Origin of the sequence: Microcystis wesenbergii FACHB-1317 (assembly GCF_014696875.1) — a bacterium.
In the GTDB taxonomy this organism is placed as follows: Bacteria; Cyanobacteriota; Cyanobacteriia; order Cyanobacteriales; family Microcystaceae; genus Microcystis; species Microcystis wesenbergii_A.
The window spans coordinates 25,228-44,495 of the sequence record NZ_JACJQV010000099.1 but is presented as its reverse complement, the minus strand read 5'-3'; the positions used below and the strand labels follow the sequence as shown (position 1 = coordinate 44,495).

Sequence of the window (19,268 nt, the reverse complement as noted above, 5' to 3'; positions counted from 1 at the left end):
AATTTGTCTATGAGTGAGACTATTTTTAGCAAAATTATCCGGAAAGAAATTCCAGCCTCGATCGTCTATGAAGATGATCTGGTTCTCGCTTTTCGAGATGTTAATCCCCAAGCACCCACCCATATCCTCATTATCCCCAAAAAACCGATTCCGAAACTAGAGGAAGCCAGCGACAGCGATCGAGATTTATTGGGACATTTGTTACTAACTGTTAAAAAAGTGGCCGCCGAAGCTAAATTAAGTCAAGGTTATCGAGTGGTGATCAATAATGGGGAACATGGGGGTCAAACCGTCGATCATCTTCATGTCCATCTCTTAGGCGATCGCTCAATGTCTTGGCCTCCGGGTTAAACCCCTGTTATTTTCCCGCATTTTTGGGCAATTATAGGGCTAGAAGCGTTCTTTTCCGAGTCGGTCTTCTCGATGTTGAACCCATGAATAAGTCTCTTTCTGCGATCGGATTAGCCAGCACCCTGCTGTTATTTCCCTTCACTCCTACGACTCTCGCTCAATCGGAATGCTTTCTCCAAAGAGCAGATGGACAACACATAGATCTTAGCCGTCTCTGTGGCGGTTCATCTAGAAATAGGAAAAATTCCCCGCAAGTTTATCAGTTACCGATTCAACGCCGGGTTAACGGCATTCCCACGGTGATGGTAGTTTTTAATAACCGTCACTATTATGAAATGCTTTTTGATACAGGTGCTAGTTCGATCGTCCTCACCGATGCCATGGCGAAAGCGATGAAAGTCAAACGGGAAAGGGAAGTACTCGCTCATACCGCCGGCGGTGTCGTTACTGTTTATCTTGGTCGCATTAATTCTGTTAAAGTTGGCGAGGTGGCTTTATCTAATCAGATTGTTGGTATTTCTCCCCAAATGGAAGGATTAGGACTCTTGGGACAAACCTTTTTTGGTTCCTATGATGTCACGATCAAAAAAGATGTGATTGAATTACGTTATCGTCCATAGTCTCATGGGAAAAATGCTCGCTTTTCTGATTCTAATCTAAAGTTCTTCGCTGTATTTGTTCCCGTTCGATCGCTTCAAATAGCGCTTGGAAGTTGCCTTCTCCAAAACCTCTAGCGGCATGACGTCGCTCGATTAATTCAAAAAAGAAAGTCGGCTGGGAAAAAATTGGTTTAGTGAAAATTTGCAGTAAAGTCGGCTTTTCTGGGAGGGAATGACTATTTTGTTCAAAATCAATGAGGATTTCCTGTTTTTTTATTTCTAACCATTCCCAATCAGCAATATTAAAATCTTTTTTTTGATAGCTAATTTGTTGATAATAACTGTCGGGAACTGATAAAAAATCTACCTTTCTTTCTTTTAATTTTTGAGTTAATCTTAAAATATTTTCTGTTTTTAAAGCAATGTGTTGAATGCCAGATTTTTGATTAATATCCAAAAATTCTTGAATTTGAGAACTGTTACTGTCTGGCTCATTAATCGGTAATTTTAATTCAGTTTCAGGGTGAACAAGTACCTGAGAATAAAGACCAGAACGCTCCGTTTTAATAGTAAAAGTTTGCCTTTTTTTAAAGCCTAAATTTTCCTCGTACCAATTGGCTGTTAACTCTAAATTCCCCTGAAAAACATTTAAAACTAAATGATCAATTGCCATAATATCCTGATCATATTGTTCCTTACTATCATACTCAATCAGATTAGGATCGGCTAAAATTGGCGTGATTCCCTGTCTTTCAATTAATGTATGTTTGAGATTAGCAATGCTAGAGATTTGACAGCTTTTTATCTTCCCCCTAGAAAAAGCTGTTTCCTGAATAAAAATACCCTGTTTAATTCTCCTAGCTAAACTGTCTAAATCCTCCACTTGAAAAGCTACATCCGCCACACCTTCAGGATATTTACCTAAAAATTCCGCCACGGGACTAAGGGAATTTAAAGGAGAAGATAAGATAAAAATAATCTGTTTAGTTTTATCTTTTTGGATGCCATTGCCGACTATTTCCGTGTGCGTATGGAGATTAACCAAACTTGCGATCGCCTGAAAATCCATCACCCGCACCAACCAATCTCGCCATTTTTTGGCCGATTCTACATAAAAATGAATATGATCAACAAACATAGATAAAGTCAAAAAAAAGGGTGTTTTTCAGTGAGCAGTAAACAGTGAAAATAAAACTCCGAACTTGCCACTTAATGCTATTCACTGATAACTGATAACTGATAACTGATAACTGATAACTGATAACTGATAACTGATAACTGATAACTGATAACTGAAAAAGCTGATGACTAAAAAAAGAGATGACTATCGGGTTGAATATTAATTTCCATGGGGACGGCTTGGGGTTCAGCATTCATGGCAAAATAGATAGCATCGGCCGCGGTTTGAGCGGTTAACATTTTATTGCGATCAACTTTTAAACTCACCTGATCCCAAAAAGGAGTATCGACACCACCAAAATAGAATAAAGTCATTTTAATACCATAGCGTTTTAACTCATCGGCCAAACATTTACTAAAACCCACCACCCCGTACTTAGAAGCACAATAAGCGGCAGCCATAGCCATAGAATGCTTACCCAAAATTCCCACCACATTACAGATATGACCGGCCTTATTTTCCTTCATCACATTAGCCGCAGCCTGACAGGTATAAAAACTCCCCTTCAGATTGAGGTCGAGCATTTTATCTAAATCTTCCGGCGTGATTTTATTATATTGTTTCATCACACCGGCTCCGGCCGCATTAACCAACACATCCAACCGGCCGTAATGGGAGACAATTTTGGCCATCAAAGTTTCCACCTGAGTGGGATTGGTGATATCCGTCGGTACAATTAAAGAAGGACAAGGCAACTCACTCGCTAAATTAGATAAATTATCGGCATTTCTGGCTGCTAATACGATTTTATGACCATTAACAGCTAGTTTACGCGCTAAAGTGGCACCGATCCCCCCCGTAGCACCGACAATCAGAACAACTTTTTCGCTCATAATTATTTATAAATTTTTACAAATCTTATTGTAAACGGTTCCAACTGGAAAATCATCGCTAGTCCCAACCCCTTGATTAAGGGTTAACCAACTTCTGATAGGATCAACCGTGACAATGTAAAGAAATTTTTGTCACTAACCCCGCCCTAAAAGGGACGGGGCTTGCCTAAACCAATTTAGGCGACGCAAGTAGAGACTACCGCATCGAGACACAATCTGGTACAGACCTCCGAATACTTCCCTAGTTCGGATTCCCTCTAAGCTTTATTGGTAAAGCGTTGTTAGACAAGACATCTTGATTGTGTTGCGGAAAGGGACATTAACTTTACTCTTAAGGATTATCTCCATGGCAAGAGTTCCTGTTATCTCAAAAGACGGAAAACCGTTAATGCCCACCAAACCCAGTCGGGCTAGACGGTGGATTAAGGAAGGAAAAGCTATCGGCAAATTCAACGACTTAGATATTTTCTATGTCCAGCTAACCGATGAACCTTCCGATAACAAAACCCAACCGATTGCCATTGGTATTGACCCGGGTAAATTATTCTCTGGAATTGGCGTTCAATCCTCTCTTTTTACTCTTTGGAAGGCTCACTTAGAACTTCCTTTTAAACGAGTAAAAGAGCGCATGGAAAATCGGTGCTTAATGCGAAGAGGACGTAGAGGAAGACGGATTAACCGCCAACTTCCTTTTAATCTAAGAGCGCATCGACAAAAACGATTTTCAAATAGAAGAACAGGAAAATTAGCTCCCTCAATCAGAGCTAATCGTCAACTTGAACTTCGAGTCGTTTCTGAACTAACCAAAATCTATCCAATTACCGATATTTACTTTGAGTACATCAAAGCCGATATTGATCTAACTTCTGGTAGAAAAGGAGCTAAGTCTGGAAAAGGTTTCTCGTCGGTTATGGTCGGACAAAAATGGGCTATTGAGCAACTGTCTCAATTGGCAACAGTCCATACTCGCTTTGGTTGGCAAACCTCTAATCTCAGAAAGTATTTGCGACTAGAAAAGTCCAAAAATAAAGCAGAACAATCACCAGAAAGTCATGCTAACGATGGAATTGCTCTTGCCTGTTTTCAGTTTTTAGATTATTGGCCATTTCACAATTCTAATGGACATGGATATGATTGGAAGGGTTCTGTTAAAGTAACGAACGCTCCCTTTGCTGTCATCAAACGTCCTCCTATTAGTCGTCGTCAACTTCACCTGATGGTTTTTTCTAAAGGTGGTAAACGACGTAAATATGGTGGCTCTACCACAAGACATGGGTTCCGTAAAGGAGATTTAGTTTCTTCTCCCAAAGGAATTGGTTATATTAGTGGAGATACCGAAAAACAGTTATCTGTAAGCGATGCCAATGGTCAACGATTGGGACAGATAGCTGTTAGCAAGATTCAGTTAATTCGTCATTCTAACGGTTTAATTGTTTCTCACTGACTTATGTAAAGCCGCCCTCCGCTATCGCTAAAGGGCGGGGTTTCAGACCCAATTTTTCGATGACTGTACTGACCGAAGGAATCGCGCCCCACGGTGGGCAATTAATTAATCGTATTGCTACCGCTGCCGAAAAAGCTGAATTTCTGGCCCTAGCTGAAAAACTACCGCGAGTTTCCCTCGATGAACGATCGCTCTCGGATTTAGTTATGATTGCTATTGGTGGTTTCAGTCCCCTAAAAGGCTTTATGGAACAGGACGACTACGAAAAAGTCGTCGATGATATGCGTCTAATCAATGGTTTACCCTGGGCAATTCCCGTGACTCTTTCCGTTAGGGAAGAAGTGGCGGATCCGCTCAAAGAAGGCAACTGGATTCGTTTAGATGACAGCGAAGGCAACTTTGTCGGAGTCCTAGAACTAACCCAAAAATACCGTTATAATAAGGCCCACGAAGCAGTTAACGTCTATCGTACCGACGACCAGAAACATCCCGGGGTAAAAGTCCTCTATGAACAGGGAGAAATTAACCTCGCAGGTCCGATTTGGTTACTTCAGCGCGATCCTCATCCCCAGTTTCCCAAATATCAGATCGATCCTCTGCAATCGCGCAAAATGTTCCACGAAAAAGCTTGGAAAACGATTGTCGGTTTCCAAACCCGTAACCCCATCCACCGGGCCCACGAATACATTCAAAAATGCGCCCTAGAAGTGGTAGATGGTTTATTCTTGCATCCCCTTGTCGGCGCTACCAAAAGCGATGATGTGCCGGCCGATGTGCGGATGCGTTGCTATGAGATCATGATGGATAAATACTTTCCCCAAGATCGCGTTATTCTGGCTATCAACCCCTCAGCTATGCGTTACGCCGGCCCCCGGGAAGCAATTTTCCACGCTATTATCCGTAAAAACTACGGTTGTACCCATTTTATCGTCGGTCGTGACCATGCCGGAGTCGGGGACTACTACGGAACCTACGATGCTCAGTATATCTTTGATGAGTTCGAGCCTGGGGAATTGGGAATCGTGCCGATGAAGTTTGAACACGCTTTCTACTGTACCCGCACTTCGGGAATGGCAACCACCAAAACTAGCCCCAGTTTACCGGAAGAAAGAATCCACCTTTCGGGAACGAAAGTCCGGGAACTGCTGCGTAAAGGAGAATTACCACCTCCGGAATTCTCCCGTCCAGAAGTGGCTGCCGAATTAATCCGCGCCATGCAAGGATCATGAAGATAACTAGGCGAGAATTGATCCAGCAGACAGGTTGGGGGTTGCTGACTTTGGCGATTAGTCAAGGAACCCTTAACCGTCATTTGGCTGCTCTCGCCGCCCCTAATCCCAGAAAATTGGCTCTTTTAGTCGGTATTGACCAGTATGGGGCGAATATTCCGCCGCTGCCCGGTTGTCTTACCGATGTGGAGTTACAAAAAGACCTTCTCCGTTATCGTTTTGGTTTTCAGGATGCTGATATAGTGACTTTAACGGGACAACAAGCCAGTCGAGAAGCGATCGAAGCGGCTTTTTTAGAACACCTGATCGCCCAAGCCAGGGCGGGGGATGTGGTCATTTTTCACTTTAGCGGTTATGGCAGTGTTGGGGACAGAAAAGAGGTTTTTATTACTGCTGATGGGGCAGAAAATGCTTTACTTAAGGAAAATATCCTGCTGATGGCTCGCTGTCTAGCTACGGATAAGTTTAGCTTGATTTTTGATAGTAGTCATCTCCCCCAACCTCAGCCCTATCTCGGTAATCTCCGCATTCGTTCCTATTCTAGAACCATTACTGATCTTAACCCCGCCGAATTAACTTTCGCTGCCGATATTAAAACCCGTTTTAACCTCAAAAATAAGCCTAGTAACGGCGTTATTCTCGCTGCCGCTAAACCAGAGCAAATCGCCCTGGAATTGAGCGGTAATAGCCCCAATGCTGGCTTATTCACCTATGATCTCACCCAGTATCTCTGGCAAGCTTGCCCCAGTCCGACAATTGCGATCGCTTTTCCCCATCTCCGTCATCTCGTCGCTAGTCACAGCAGTCAACAACAGCAACCGACAATCCTGACCGGTAATCAAAATAATTCTGCGCCGCCCTATCATACAACGTCAGAAACGTCAAGGGGGGGCGCAGCAATTGTTACAAATCTTATTGATGAACGCACCCTAGAAGTCAATCTGGTCGGCCTGCCCTTAGAAATCCTAGAAAATTACGGAATTAACTCCTGTTTAAGCTTTATTGAGGCGACTGGGGAGGAAATCAGCCTACAAATTCTCTCCCGTCAGGGTTTAAAAGCCAAAGCCCAGTTATTATCACCAACCGCCTCCCTAGAAATAGGACAGATTCTACAGGAAAAATTGCGGGTTTTTCCCAGTCAAATCGGTTTAATCGTCGGTTTGGATAGTAATTTAACCCGGATTGAACGGGTAGATGCCACCAGCACCTTTGCCGGTTTGCCCGATGTGGCCGCCGTGGTTAACATTGGTGAACAAACGGTAGATTGTCTCTTAAGTCGAGTTGGTAGCGAAGAAACTGGCAATTATCAGTTATTATCTGCCAATGGCTCCCTAATTATCGGTAGTTTAGGGGCGGCCAACGAAGCAATTAAATCAGGAATCAAACGACTGCAATCCCAACTAGAAACCCTGCTGGCCTGCAAATTGTGGCACTTGTTGATCAATCAAGAATCCTCTGGTTTAGCCGTCATTGTCACCCTAGAAAGCCTCGATCAAACCTATATCTCCACGGTACAAACCCAAAAAATTGTGGGTAGCAGGGGGACTAATACCGCTAAAAATGACTTAATTCTGCCCGTCGGGACGGAAATTCGCTATCAAATTGAGAATCAAGAAGAACAACCCCTCTACGCAATGATCCTTGTCCTCAACAGCGATCGCCAACCGCTTTTATACTGTTCCCGTCCGGAAAACCCCGATAATTTCAGCAATTCTAGCCCATTAGCCCCCTTTGTCGTGGCGGCCAAAACCAAGGCCACCATCCCCAATTCCGGCCAAGGGCATTGGAAAATTAGTCAACCCAAGGGCATCAGAGAGAATATACTGATCCTCAGTCGCCATCCTTTCCCCAACACCTTGACCCTTCTCAATGCCACTCAAAGCCTCAAGGGAGAAGCCAGCCCACTGCTCACCCTGACTAACCCCCTAGAAATAGCCAGAGCTTTCTGGAGCGATCTAAAATTAGATTTAGGCTTAAAAATGGATAATTCTGGCAGTGTCATTGATGAATACGCCTTTGATCTGGGAACTTGGTCAGGTTTCCGGTTTATCTATCAGGTTATGGACTAAATCGATAGAATAATTCTTATGGAATCCTTGAAAAGAAAAGGTTAAAATCCTAACACAGCTACCCCTAAATTTCCCGATGAATCTTCTGCCCCGGACGACCCAAAGCCGCCTCAAAAAAATCCCACAAATTCCCAGCGTTTGGGAAGGAGATCGTCGTGCTTTATCCTTATCCGAGAGAATGCCCCGGGCCACCCTAGAACCAAATCAAGAAAGCGGTGGCGAGTGCGTGATCTGGGTGGACGGCAGCGAGGGCTGTGTACGCGCTATGGAAGTAGTTTCCCCCGAAACCGGACCAGAGGCCATGGTGAGAACCTTAATCCGCGCCATCGAAACACCCCAAAGTCCCGCCCGGCCAGCTAGACCGAAAAAAATTATCGTCTGCGATCGAGAAACACAGTTTTTTCTGCGCGGAGTACTGCAAGATCTCGATATCACCATCGATTATGTCCCCAATTTGCCCCTGATCGATGATCTCTTTCGTGGATTCGAGGAATTCCAAAATAACCGCCCCCCGGCAATTCCCCCCGCTTGGCAGTCCGCTTTAGTGAAAACTGCTCACGAAATTTGGAAAGCTGAACCCTGGTCCTGTTTAGCTGATTACGATATTTTGGAAATTAAGATTGATCGCCCCGATTTCCCGCATCTTTACGCCTGTGTCATGGGAATGCTCGGTCGGGAATACGGAGTCATTCTCTATCGTTCCCTAGCATCCCTCAAACAATTCCGGCAGGCCGCTTTAGAAGAAAAATCGATGGAAAGATTAGAAAAAGCCTTTCTTTCCCAAGATTGTTGGTTTTTAAGCTACGAATTGGCCGATGATGATGAGGACGATGATGAGGATGACTACGATCTGGCCTCGGCTGCCCCCTCCCAGATTCATCCAGTTTTCGGCAGCGTGCATCCCTACGAAGGTATTCGCCCCTATTTGGATGAAGAAGAAGCCATCACGGTATATTTGGCTTTAATAGCTCTGTTGCGCTTTTTTAAAGGCAATCAATCCGCTTTATCGGAAGAACCGATCGGAGAATTACAGCGTCGTTTTCGCATTCCCCTCGATCCCGAACAAACAAAAGGGGAAACCGTGGCCGTGACGGTAGCCACGATGCCCGATCTATGTGCGGAATTTATGCAACTCTTAGAGGAGGAGGACGACGATGAGGATGATGAGGATGATGAGGAAGAAGAATCCGTACTCAAGGAAAATCTAGTCCCTGATAATGCACATCTGAGTCTGGGAATGGTTCCCTGGCAATTATTAGATAAAATTCGCAGTCGTCCGAAAATCCATTATCAACCCCAATCCGTACCCACAAAAGGGGAGGGTTTCCCCGTGGTCATGATCCAGACCTCCCGACCGAAAGCCAAGGAAATTATCGAAAAAATCGAACAAGCTGGCGGTTTGGCGGCCATTGGTTTTAACCCCGGCGAAGATCCCCTCGAAGATACCCGTTATGATCTGGGGATTCTGAAAATGGCTAACGGTGATCTCTATCTATTTGGAGAATTCGAGCAAGATGATCCCGACCACCGTAATGCTCGCCGCAATTGGCAAAAACGCATCAAAAATACCGAGGGTTATTGTGGTTTGATTATTGCCATGGGGGTAACGGGTTCCTCCTGCGGTAATCCCCAATTAAACGATATGTTAGCCCTCTATGAGGCAAAATCGATCGATAGTAAAGATTTAGACTTGGGAGTTTTGACTCTTATGCCTCACTTCGGTTAATTTGAACCGGCAGCGGCGGCTTGTTTTCAGTGAACAGTAATCAGTTTGCTTGGCAAATTCATTGACATACTCCCACCGTCAAGCTGCGCTATGAAGTGTAGAAATATGCCCATGACGAATCGATTTTTACCGCCGCGCATGGGCAGAAATTCGCTTAATGGGTAGGTCAACTTCGATCAGGCGTTTAGGGTAGGTCATCAGGGTTAAAATTTTACAATTTGGTTAAAAAATCCCACTCATTAAACCAAGTCGAGCGATCAACAAGATTGAGTAATGAAATAAAATCTTGCTCAATATTGAACTCTATATTATAAGGTTTGGTCACTTGATTGATAATTGCTTGAACGTCATCTTTTTTGGCATACTTGTAAAAATCCCGTGTATTCAAAATTTGATTGAAATAGTTGCGATAAGCAGTTGATAATTGAACATCATTTTCTGGAATTGACCTATCATTTGTACCCAACATATCATCACTCTTAAGCTTATCCCGAATAGAGCGGCATTGATAGATGATTTGTTCAAATGCCTCATTATCATTGAGTAATTGCTGTAATTTGGGATTCATATAGTTCAGATAGGCTTGTTTAAGACCTTGAGCAAGACTTACGGCATCCACTGAAATCGAATTTTGCTGGTGACTTAACCACAGAAAAAGTAACCTACCTAATTTATCAAAATCTGTAAATAAAATAGATTCAAACGTATATGCACTTGGGATATATGTTGGCAAATTAAACCGATTATTTAAATTATTTATAATTAGATTTTTATGGTCGTCATTTAAGAAATCTCTATCAAAAATTAACACAGATTTTTGCCATAAATTCTGCTGATTTTTAATTAACTGAAAAATCTTTTTATAACTAGGTAAATCCTTAAAAATTTGAGAGACTCCACCCATCACCCAGAAAGAATATTTTTTTGTATTTATACCAATAGTATTCTTTTGTAATAACGTATAAATTGCTTTTGCATCATCCTGACCTTCGACAAAAATGATTTTATCCGCTTCAACGGCATTAATAAAATCTAAACCATTACTATTCCCTAAAGAACTAATAATAGGATTTAGCGCAGAGGGATAAATTCCTTTAAAGCGTGGCTCTACGGGAAGTTCTTGTCGAGATAAAGCATTATAATTATATTGAGGTCTATTTTCCAGATGAAATAATTGATGTAAAGAAACCTGTCGAATTAAACTTTCATTATGAGTTGTTAAAAAAATTTGTGTTGTCTCAGAGAATCTAAGCAGTGTATTGATTAGCCGACTCTGTATGTCACGATGAATATGACTATCAGGCTCATCAAAAAGAATCAAATTGAGATCATTTCTTTGCCCAAAAGAATATAAATTTAATAAAATTACAATAATCTGTATTGTCCCACTTCCCAGTAAAGAAATATCTTTTTCTATATCACGATTATCAATTTTGTAATTAATAATAACTTTGACATCATCCCGAAAATCACTAGAAGTAAAAAAGCTAACCTCTGCACTAGGGCTATCAAAGAGAATATACGACAAATCGCGCTTAAATGTCTCATATAATTGAGGGTCTGCTTGATCACTATGAAGAGTGTATAGACGATTACGAATGACTTCAACCGATTCTCGCTTTTGAATTGCTTCTAGTACCTGCGGAGTAGTTAAAAATCTTTCGTCTGCTCTAATCGTTGCAACAGGAGAAGCAAAAGAACAGCCAATTACTTTAGGAAAATTATGAAATAGTTGGTTAAACTGAAAAAAATCAAAATCTTGACGATTTAAAAATTCTAGCTTGTAGCTGTTGCCATGGGAATTTGTAATTGAAAAACCAATCTTTAATAATGGGTTTGCTCTTTGCTCAGAAGATATATCTTGAAAGATAAAAATTAATTCAATTTTTTGACTTTTATCGCACTGATAAAATAAGTCATCAATATTAGAACTACGAACCGTTTTTATATCTGTGTAAAGTAAATACTGAGTATCTTTAAAAACATAATGCCCCGCTCGATAACGTTCAGGTTTAGCACGAATTGCTTGGTATAACAAGAAGTTAAAACACTCATGCCAAAGAGCGATCGCCTCTAGCAAATTGGTTTTTCCTGAATTATTAACCCCAGTAAAGACATTAAAATCAGGCTCTAAATCTACGGTAACATCTTGAAAAGACTTAAAATTTTTAATCTGAATTTTGCTGATCTTCATTCCCGTTCATCCTGCTGGAGAATTGCCTCTAGTCCAAGCTGATAATGTTCAATGCTTGTAACAGGTTGCCGTCCTAGCGTAACCGCATCTCGAATGACATAAACTTCCGACATTGTCCCACAGTTAAACACCCTATAGAGCCAATAGTCTCGCTTTAATCGTTCGGCTGTTTTATACTTATCTCTGATGCTAACACAATTGGGAAGTAGGTTAGCCCAATTAAATCTAATTAGGGAGCAGTCTCGTAGGTTGGTTTGAGCGAAACAATACTTAGGAGAAAACCTATTAATTCGATTGAACAAGCGAAACCCAACAACCCCAACGCTTACTGCTTAACTCTCAGAGTAATTGGCTGATAGCATTTTTATTTATTCGTGGCAGGCATCCTACTCGCCTCTCCCCTTCGCCGGACCGGGGTTGGGGGTGAGGGTAATTAACCATCTCTGCCATTACTTTGGAAAAATGGTATCAGTAGATTGACAAAAATTGAGCTGCAGCCTCATACTAAATCCGTTGAGTAACGCACAGAAAACGGGTTTCTCCGAGAAACCCGTTTTCTGCTCATGCACTCATGCAAAAAGGGGAATAAATAATCAGTTTTTAATAACCGGATTTAGTATCAGTTCTGATCACCGATCACTGAAATCCCTAAAATTAAGCGATAATGTAAAGTAAAGTCAAACTTTCTGGACAAATTCTTATTATGGTGTTATTCGGATTCGGAAAAAAATTAACTTTGCCTACAGTAAGGGAAGCACTACCCGGGCGATCGGAAAAAATGCCCGTACCTAGCGGCCACTACGTTAACGGTCATCCTTTGCAGCCCCCCTTTCCTGCTGGTATGGAAAGCGCAATGTTCGGTTTAGGCTGTTTTTGGGGAGCAGAGCGGAAATTTTGGCAATTAGAAGGAGTTTACACCACAGCCGTAGGTTATGCGGCTGGTATCACCCCCAATCCCACCTATCAGGAAGTGTGTACCGGCATGACCGGGCATAATGAAGTGGTCTTAGTGGTCTATGATCCCAGTGTGATTTCCTACGAACAACTGTTAAAGGTTTTCTGGGAAAGTCATAATCCCACCCAGGGAATGCGTCAGGGTAATGATACGGGAACCCAGTATCGATCGGGTATCTATACCTATAGTCCCCAGCAAAAGCAATTAGCGGAAAAATCTCGATCGATCTACCAAGAAGCTCTCAATCAAGCGAACTACGGTCAGATTACCACGGAAATTATCGACGCACCTGAATTTTATTATGCTGAAGTTTATCATCAGCAGTATTTAGCTAAAAACCCCGGCGGTTACTGCGGTTTAGGGGGAACGAAAGTGGAATGTCCGATCGCTCTTGATCTGAAGTTAAATTAAGTAGGGTTAGGAGTCAGTTATCAGTTATCAGTTATCAGTTATCAGTTATCAGTTATCAGTTATCAGTTATCAGTTATCAGTTATCAGTTATCAGTTATCAGTTATCAGTTATCAGTTATCAGTTATCATTCATATAGCGGTAAGCGCTTGAGTGAGATACAGACCAAGCCTTGCCTAGCATGGTTTATAGCTCGTGACACTGTACCTCATACGACTGCACACCGCTATAATCTAGATCATAAAATATCTTTTCTTTTTTGCAACCAATAGGTAAGGAGAAAATAAATAAGGGAATGAAGAATTAAAACTCCCCAATTCAATAACAAATTATTGATAGATAATTGATAAACTTGATTGGTATCCTCAAAGGGTAAAGGGATATTAAAGGTATTTTGTTCTTTCGCTTCTGCAATCATAGCTTCTACCTCTACTAATACCCCATAGGCAGCAATCGACCAGCGACTAATCATCAACCATGATAGATATTTCCCCAAACTTTCTAAGCTAAATAATACCCCAGCAAAGATAATCTGAGGAATTAAAATTAAAGGTAAGGCACTATTTGCTTGAGTGATATTACTAACGCCAGCAGAAATTAATAAACCGAGATTAATCGCCGCAAATATAGTTAAAAATGTGGTAATAAAACAGCCAGTTAACCAAGTCATTAATTCCGGTTGCGGGTCAGTAAATCCCCAAAATATTACGCAGGTAATTACAATTGTTTGCAGAAAAGCTAAGGCTGCTAAAACCAGAATTTTTGAGAATAAATAGGGTAATAATCCCAGATTAACTAATCTTTCTCGCTGATAAATGGCTGATTCTTTGACAATTTCCTGTAGGGAACAGGCAAAACCTACCCACAATTGCGCGCAGGTAAAAACAAAGAGAGTTTTTAAGGCTAAAGGTGCCGATTGGATAGCATCTTCAAACCTGGGATTATCCTCCAAAAATAAAGGATTTTTGTCCCCTAAAACCATGGCCATTAAGAAAATTCCAATCGGGGCGGTTAATAGGTATAAAATTAAACTAAATTGATCACGGATAATTAACTGGCTATAGCGTTGACATAAGACCTGTAGTTGTTGCCAAAAAGATTGTTGAACCTGTTGCGGTTTACTATTATTTTGCTGAAATATTTTACCAATTCTTGCTTCAATATTATTTTTGTAGTAGTCGGATTGTTGGAAACGTTGACATTCTTGATCAACTTTTTCGCTAGTTTCCAGATGAATATAAATATCGGCAAAATCCCCCTGAGGTAAAGAGAAAAAATTTAAGGCCTCCCCCGGAGAACCAAAATAACATAAATTGCCCCCTTGACCAAGAAAAACTAATCGATCGCAGAGATTGATATTATTAGTAGCATGGGTAACTAGGAGAATTGTTCTGCCTTCTTTGGCCAATTTTGCCAGCAATTCCATCATCTTTTTATCTAAACCGGGGTCTAATCCCGAAGTGGGTTCATCTAAAAAGAATAATTTGGGATTGGCTAATAATTCTACCGCAATACTCACCCTTTTTAATTGACCACCGCTTAAGTCTCTGACTAAAGTATTTCTTCTTGCTAACAATTCCACCTGCTCCAGGGTTTTCTCGATCACTTCTTGGCAATTAAGATCCGGAGGTAGTCTTAATTTAGAAGCATAATATAACACTTCTCCCACAGTTAAATCCCTGTGAACGATATCGTATTGGGGAACATAACCGATTTGGGTGCGATAGATATTAAAATTCTGGCGGAGGTCTTCCCCATTCAGATAAACAGTTCCCGAGGTGGTGGGTTCAATTCCCAATAAAGTCTTTAATAAAGTCGATTTTCCCGCACCACTTCCCCCAACAATCGCCACTAATTGACTCGGTTCGATCGGTAAGGAGATATGATTGAGAATTATCAAAGGTTGTTTCTTTTTATCCCGCACCATCCTGACGATATCTTCGGCATCCAGACGGATATTATCCCCTGTATCTAATAAAACTAAGTCATCTCCCTGCAACCGAAAACTATAGGGGCCGATTCTCACCGTACAACCGTTAGTTAAAATGGCACTACCCGATACTTTTTCTCCGTCGATAAAGACTCCATTGGTGCTTTTGTCGTAGAGAATATAACGATTTTGGTTATCGCTATCGATAATCGCGTGTTGTCGGGAAATTGTCGGAGCGTCTAAAACCACAGTCGCAGCCTTATCTCGTCCTAAAACTACACTGCGATTGCTTAGGGAGACCGATTTAAAAGCTAAAGATTGGCTTTTTACCTGTTGGTTAGGATGATAATAGGTGATCTTGACCGAATTTTTGACATCTTGACCGATATTAATCTCATCCCCATTTTGTAAAAGATAGCCATCTTTGGGAGTAATCACGCGATTGTTGATAAAAAGTTGATTGGAACTAGGATTAGTCCCGTCTCCATCGTAGATATAGTAATCATCTCCCTGACGACGAAAACAAGCTTGGACTCGACTCACCACCTTCCAGTGTTGGGGAACAACTAAATCCACCTGTTGACCATCCCGACCCAATTTATAATTAGGACGACTCAGATTAATAGAAGGGAGAAATTCTCCCTGATTGTTAAGAATAATGTAGGGTTCTTGACTAATAACCGTTTTAATGTTGGGAGAATTGGTCATAAAAATTCGATCGGTAGATGGCGTTCGCGGGGGACAGTAAGAAGCTAAGATAGAATTGATGTCTCGATCGCTACTGTTAACCTCAGAGTCTGGAACGAACTCTAGAGATCATGTTAGTAAAACTTCTTAGGATCGATCGAGCTTGTCTAAATTCCTATTCCTAAGACCTATCCACAGGTTATCGTGCTGTTAGACGATGGTTACAACTCCTATTTCTCCTACCGCCAAGGTTTCTAAAGTCGAAGGTATCAAAGAACGCAGTAATTATTTGCGAGAACCTTTGGCCAGTGAACTCCTCGAAGATACAACCCATTTTACCGATGCGGCGGTGCAGATCCTCAAATTTCACGGTTCCTATCAACAGGATAATCGCGACAATAGAGCCAAAGGTCAAGAAAAAGACTATCAAATGATGTTGCGTACCCGCAGTCCGGGGGGTTTTATTCCCGCGCAACTATATCTTACCCTCGATAGTTTGTCCGATCGCTACGGTAACGGCACTTTACGCGTGACAACTCGCCAAGGCTTCCAATTACACGGCATTTTAAAGAAAAATCTCAAAGCTACCCTCGGGGAAATTATCCGCAGTATGGGATCCACTTTAGCGGCCTGTGGTGATGTTAACCGCAATATCACCGCACCGCCAGCCCCCTACAAAAATCGCCCTGAATACGGCTATGCTTGGGAATATGCCAATAATATCGCCGATTTGCTCACTCCCCAAACTGGAGCTTACTACGAAATTTGGCTCGATGGCGAAAAAGTGATCAGTGCAGAAGAAGCGCCAGAAGTCAAGGCATCGAGACAAAAAGATACAAATGGCATTAACAAAAAGGATCCGATCGAACCGATCTACGGTCAACATTATATGCCCCGTAAGTTCAAGATCGGTGTCACAGTGCCGGGGGACAACTCCATCGATATCTACACCAATGACCTCGGTTTAGTGGTGATTACCGACGCAAATGGTCAATTACAGGGTTTTAACATCCTTGCGGGGGGTGGACTGGGAAGAACCCACAATAAGGAAGAAACTTTCCCCAGAATGGCCGATCCGATCGGTTATGTGGACAAAGAAGATGTGTACGATCTGGTAAAAGCGATCGTAGCAACCCAAAGGGATTACGGCGATCGCGGAGATCGTCGTCATGCGAGAATGAAATATATCCTCGAAGAATGGGGAGTAGAGAAATTCCGCAGCACTGTTGAGGGTTATTTCGGCCAAAAAATTGCCCCCTACCAACCCCTCCCCGATTGGAAATATCAAGACTTTTTGGGATGGAATGAACAGGGAGACGGAAAATTATTTTTTGGTCTTTCTGTGGAGAATGGCCGGGTCAAAAATGAAGGCAGTTTTCAGCTAAAAACCGCCTTAAAAGTGATTATCGAGCGTTTTGAGCTACCCATGCGCTTGACGGCTAACCATAATATCATTCTCTACGAAATTGAACCCAAGGATCAGCAAGCGATCGAGGCGATCCTGAAAGAACACGGAATTATCACCAATCCCGCCGAAATTGACCCTTTAACCCGTTATTCCATGGCCTGTCCCGCTTGGCCCACCTGTGGATTAGCGATTACTGAGTCAGAAAGAATTTTACCCAGCGTGATTGAACGCATTCGCACCCTGCTTAATCGCTTAGGATTATCCAAAGAGGAATTTGTCATCCGCATGACAGGATGTCCCAATGGCTGCGCGCGTCCCTATATGGCAGAATTAGGATTTGTGGGTAGCGCTCCCAATTCCTACCAACTCTGGTTAGGGGGAACAGCCGATCAAACTCGACTAGCGCGCCCCTATTTGGATAAAATGGCGATCGATGATCTAGAAAAGGTCTTAGAACCGATTTTCGTTTACTTCCAACAGGAGCAACAAAATAACGAAACCTTCGGAGAATTCTGTCATCGAGTCAATTTCCCTGCTTTACAAGCATTTTCAGCCACCTACACACCTAAAATGACCGAAACTACTACCACTGAATCAAAACCCAAACGCGTCCGTAAAAATCAAAACCGTGTCAGCGTCCCCGATGATATGTTTGTCCGTCTCAAGGAAGCTTCGGAAACGGAAAAACGGCCGATGAATCAAATCATCAATGCGGCACTAGAGGCCTATTTCAGCCAAAAATCCTAATCAGTTATCAGTTAACAGTTATCAGTGACCAGTTGCCAATTTAAGAGAATTAACTTTTGAGAGTTATCTGGGAAGATTACCAATAACTCTTAATTCTCGTATAAGTAGCTGGTTATAATTAAATTAAAAATGGATTTTAGGTTTGATCCCCCCTGCCCCCCTTGATAAGGGGGATGCCGATAGGCGGGGGGATCTGAAAGTTTTTAATACCTATCTACTTATATCCTCAGTCTATGCTTAAAAATGAATGAGGGAAGTCCAGTCATATCAATTTGTACCCCTCTGGTGGGAAATTATGACAATCTCACGAACTAAAACAAATCCTTGGCAAAAACGTTCCCAAAAGGATGTTAAAAAATTATCAGATAATGAAATTAATGAAAAATATGAACAAGGTGAACGAAGAATATTATTAGAAATAAATCGAGAAAAGTTGCCTAGTTTTGCTGATTCTTTAAAGAAACCTAACTATATGGAAACGCGTCCTTTCTATCAGAGACGGGATCGCTGGGACGCACAAAAACAATCGAGACTAATTGAATCTTTTTTGATGAATATTCCCGTACCTCCTCTGATTCTCTATGAAACTTCCTATAACTCCTATGAAGTAATGGATGGTCAACAAAGAATCACAGCAATTGAGAATTTTTATAACAACAAATTACAATTAACAGGTTTAGAGATCTGGCCTGAATTAGAAGGAAGAACCTATAAAAGTCTTCCTGCAAAAATCAAAGATGGTATCAATCGACGAGTCATTTCAACTATAGTTGTTATTACCGAGTCTCTATCGGACCCAGAGGAATCTTTATCTTTAAAACAACTGGTTTTTGAACGCCTCAATACAGGAGGTGTATCTTTGAGTCGCCAAGAAATAAGAAACTGTCTTTACTCTGGGAAATTCAATGAACTTTTATTAAAGCTTTCTGAGAATACTATTTTTGCTAAAGCTTGGGATATTCCTATTAATGATAAAGAAGAACTTAAAGAAAATGGATTTTATAAAAAGATGGAAGATGTAGAATTAATCCTACGTTTTTTTGCCCTGAGGGATATTGATCAATATACTGGTAATTTATCTAAATATCTGGATAATTATATGATGAAAAAAAGTCTTAATTTTTCCGACGAGAATATCCAAGAGTTTGAGCAAGTATTTAACCAAACTATAGAGTTAGTATCTAACATTTATCAGGATCAGTTATTTAAGCCTTTCGATAGTAAAACCAAAACATATAAATCGAAAGCTTATAAAGTTTACTATGATGCAGTGATGATCAGTTTCAGCAACCATTTATCTCATTATCAAGAATTAATTACTAAAAAATCAGCGATAATTGATGAAACTATCAGCTTATTTACTCAAGATTCCCAGGGAATTACTCATCAAGATAAAAAATTTAAAAAAGGACTTTTCACTGGAGAAGGGGATAGCAAAGATGATTTTAAAGCTCGTATTCAAATTTTTGATTCTCTGATTCAACGAGTTCTTAAGCAGAGTATTTGA

Annotated in this window: 13 protein-coding genes; 9 read left to right on the top strand and 4 right to left on the bottom strand. The window is 41.4% G+C overall.

The window, feature by feature from the left end:
• Positions 1–9: 9 nt before the first annotated feature.
• Together H6F92_RS06930 and H6F92_RS06925 are read left to right on the top strand one after the other, a co-directional pair.
• On the top strand, positions 10–351 hold the full coding sequence (locus tag H6F92_RS06930; protein ID WP_008206093.1) for a histidine triad nucleotide-binding protein: 342 nt from the start codon (positions 10–12) through the stop codon (positions 349–351).
• Positions 352–434: 83 nt separating this feature from the next.
• Entirely contained in the window at positions 435–971 is a 537-nt protein-coding gene (locus H6F92_RS06925) for a retropepsin-like aspartic protease family protein (RefSeq protein ID WP_190357296.1), read from the top strand.
• A gap of 31 nt (positions 972–1,002) precedes the next feature.
• Here the strand turns inward: H6F92_RS06925 and hppD are convergent, their stop codons facing one another.
• Positions 1,003–2,088, bottom strand: a complete 1,086-nt coding sequence (gene hppD / locus H6F92_RS06920; RefSeq protein WP_190357294.1) for a 4-hydroxyphenylpyruvate dioxygenase — start codon at positions 2,086–2,088, stop codon at positions 1,003–1,005.
• A gap of 170 nt (positions 2,089–2,258) precedes the next feature.
• A complete protein-coding gene (locus tag H6F92_RS06915; RefSeq protein WP_190357292.1) occupies positions 2,259–2,963 on the bottom strand; it encodes an SDR family oxidoreductase in 705 nt (234 codons plus the stop codon).
• 346 nt (positions 2,964–3,309) lie between these two features.
• On the opposite strand from H6F92_RS06915, the gene H6F92_RS06910 reads away from it, so the two are divergent.
• The 4 genes from H6F92_RS06910 to H6F92_RS06895 all read left to right on the top strand — a co-directional run bounded on the left by H6F92_RS06910 (position 3,310) and on the right by H6F92_RS06895 (position 9,431).
• Positions 3,310–4,407, top strand: a complete 1,098-nt coding sequence (locus tag H6F92_RS06910) for an RRXRR domain-containing protein (RefSeq protein WP_190357290.1) — start codon at positions 3,310–3,312, stop codon at positions 4,405–4,407.
• Between the two features lie 59 nt (positions 4,408–4,466).
• Entirely contained in the window at positions 4,467–5,636 is a 1,170-nt protein-coding gene (gene sat / locus H6F92_RS06905; RefSeq protein ID WP_190357289.1) for a sulfate adenylyltransferase, read from the top strand.
• Positions 5,633–7,705, top strand: coding sequence for a caspase family protein (locus H6F92_RS06900; protein WP_190357287.1), 2,073 nt, complete (start codon positions 5,633–5,635; stop codon positions 7,703–7,705). Before sat ends, H6F92_RS06900 begins: the two co-directional genes overlap by 4 nt.
• A 76-nt stretch (positions 7,706–7,781) precedes the next feature.
• Positions 7,782–9,431, top strand: coding sequence for a DUF6930 domain-containing protein (locus H6F92_RS06895; RefSeq protein WP_190357285.1), 1,650 nt, complete (start codon positions 7,782–7,784; stop codon positions 9,429–9,431).
• A 211-nt stretch (positions 9,432–9,642) separates the two neighbouring features.
• Here the strand turns inward: H6F92_RS06895 and H6F92_RS06890 are convergent, their stop codons facing one another.
• The gene (locus H6F92_RS06890; RefSeq protein ID WP_190357283.1) at positions 9,643–11,625 is read right to left on the bottom strand and encodes an ATP-dependent nuclease; all 1,983 of its coding nucleotides are present in this window, start codon (positions 11,623–11,625) and stop codon (positions 9,643–9,645) included.
• A gap of 703 nt (positions 11,626–12,328) precedes the next feature.
• Here H6F92_RS06890 and msrA point away from each other — a divergent pair.
• The gene (gene msrA, locus H6F92_RS06880; RefSeq protein WP_190357281.1) at positions 12,329–12,991 is read left to right on the top strand and encodes a peptide-methionine (S)-S-oxide reductase MsrA; all 663 of its coding nucleotides are present in this window, start codon (positions 12,329–12,331) and stop codon (positions 12,989–12,991) included.
• A gap of 236 nt (positions 12,992–13,227) precedes the next feature.
• Here msrA and H6F92_RS06875 read toward each other — a convergent pair whose 3' ends face one another.
• Entirely contained in the window at positions 13,228–15,627 is a 2,400-nt protein-coding gene (locus H6F92_RS06875; RefSeq protein ID WP_190357279.1) for an ATP-binding cassette domain-containing protein, read from the bottom strand.
• Positions 15,628–15,823: 196 nt separating this feature from the next.
• Between H6F92_RS06875 and sir the strand changes: the two genes are divergently transcribed.
• Together sir and H6F92_RS06865 are read left to right on the top strand one after the other, a co-directional pair.
• Positions 15,824–17,761: a sulfite reductase, ferredoxin dependent gene (sir, locus tag H6F92_RS06870; RefSeq protein WP_190357277.1), complete on the top strand. Its 1,938-nt coding sequence runs from the start codon at positions 15,824–15,826 to the stop codon at positions 17,759–17,761.
• Positions 17,762–18,008: 247 nt separating this feature from the next.
• The gene (locus tag H6F92_RS06865) at positions 18,009–19,268 is read left to right on the top strand and encodes a GmrSD restriction endonuclease domain-containing protein (protein ID WP_190357276.1); all 1,260 of its coding nucleotides are present in this window, start codon (positions 18,009–18,011) and stop codon (positions 19,266–19,268) included.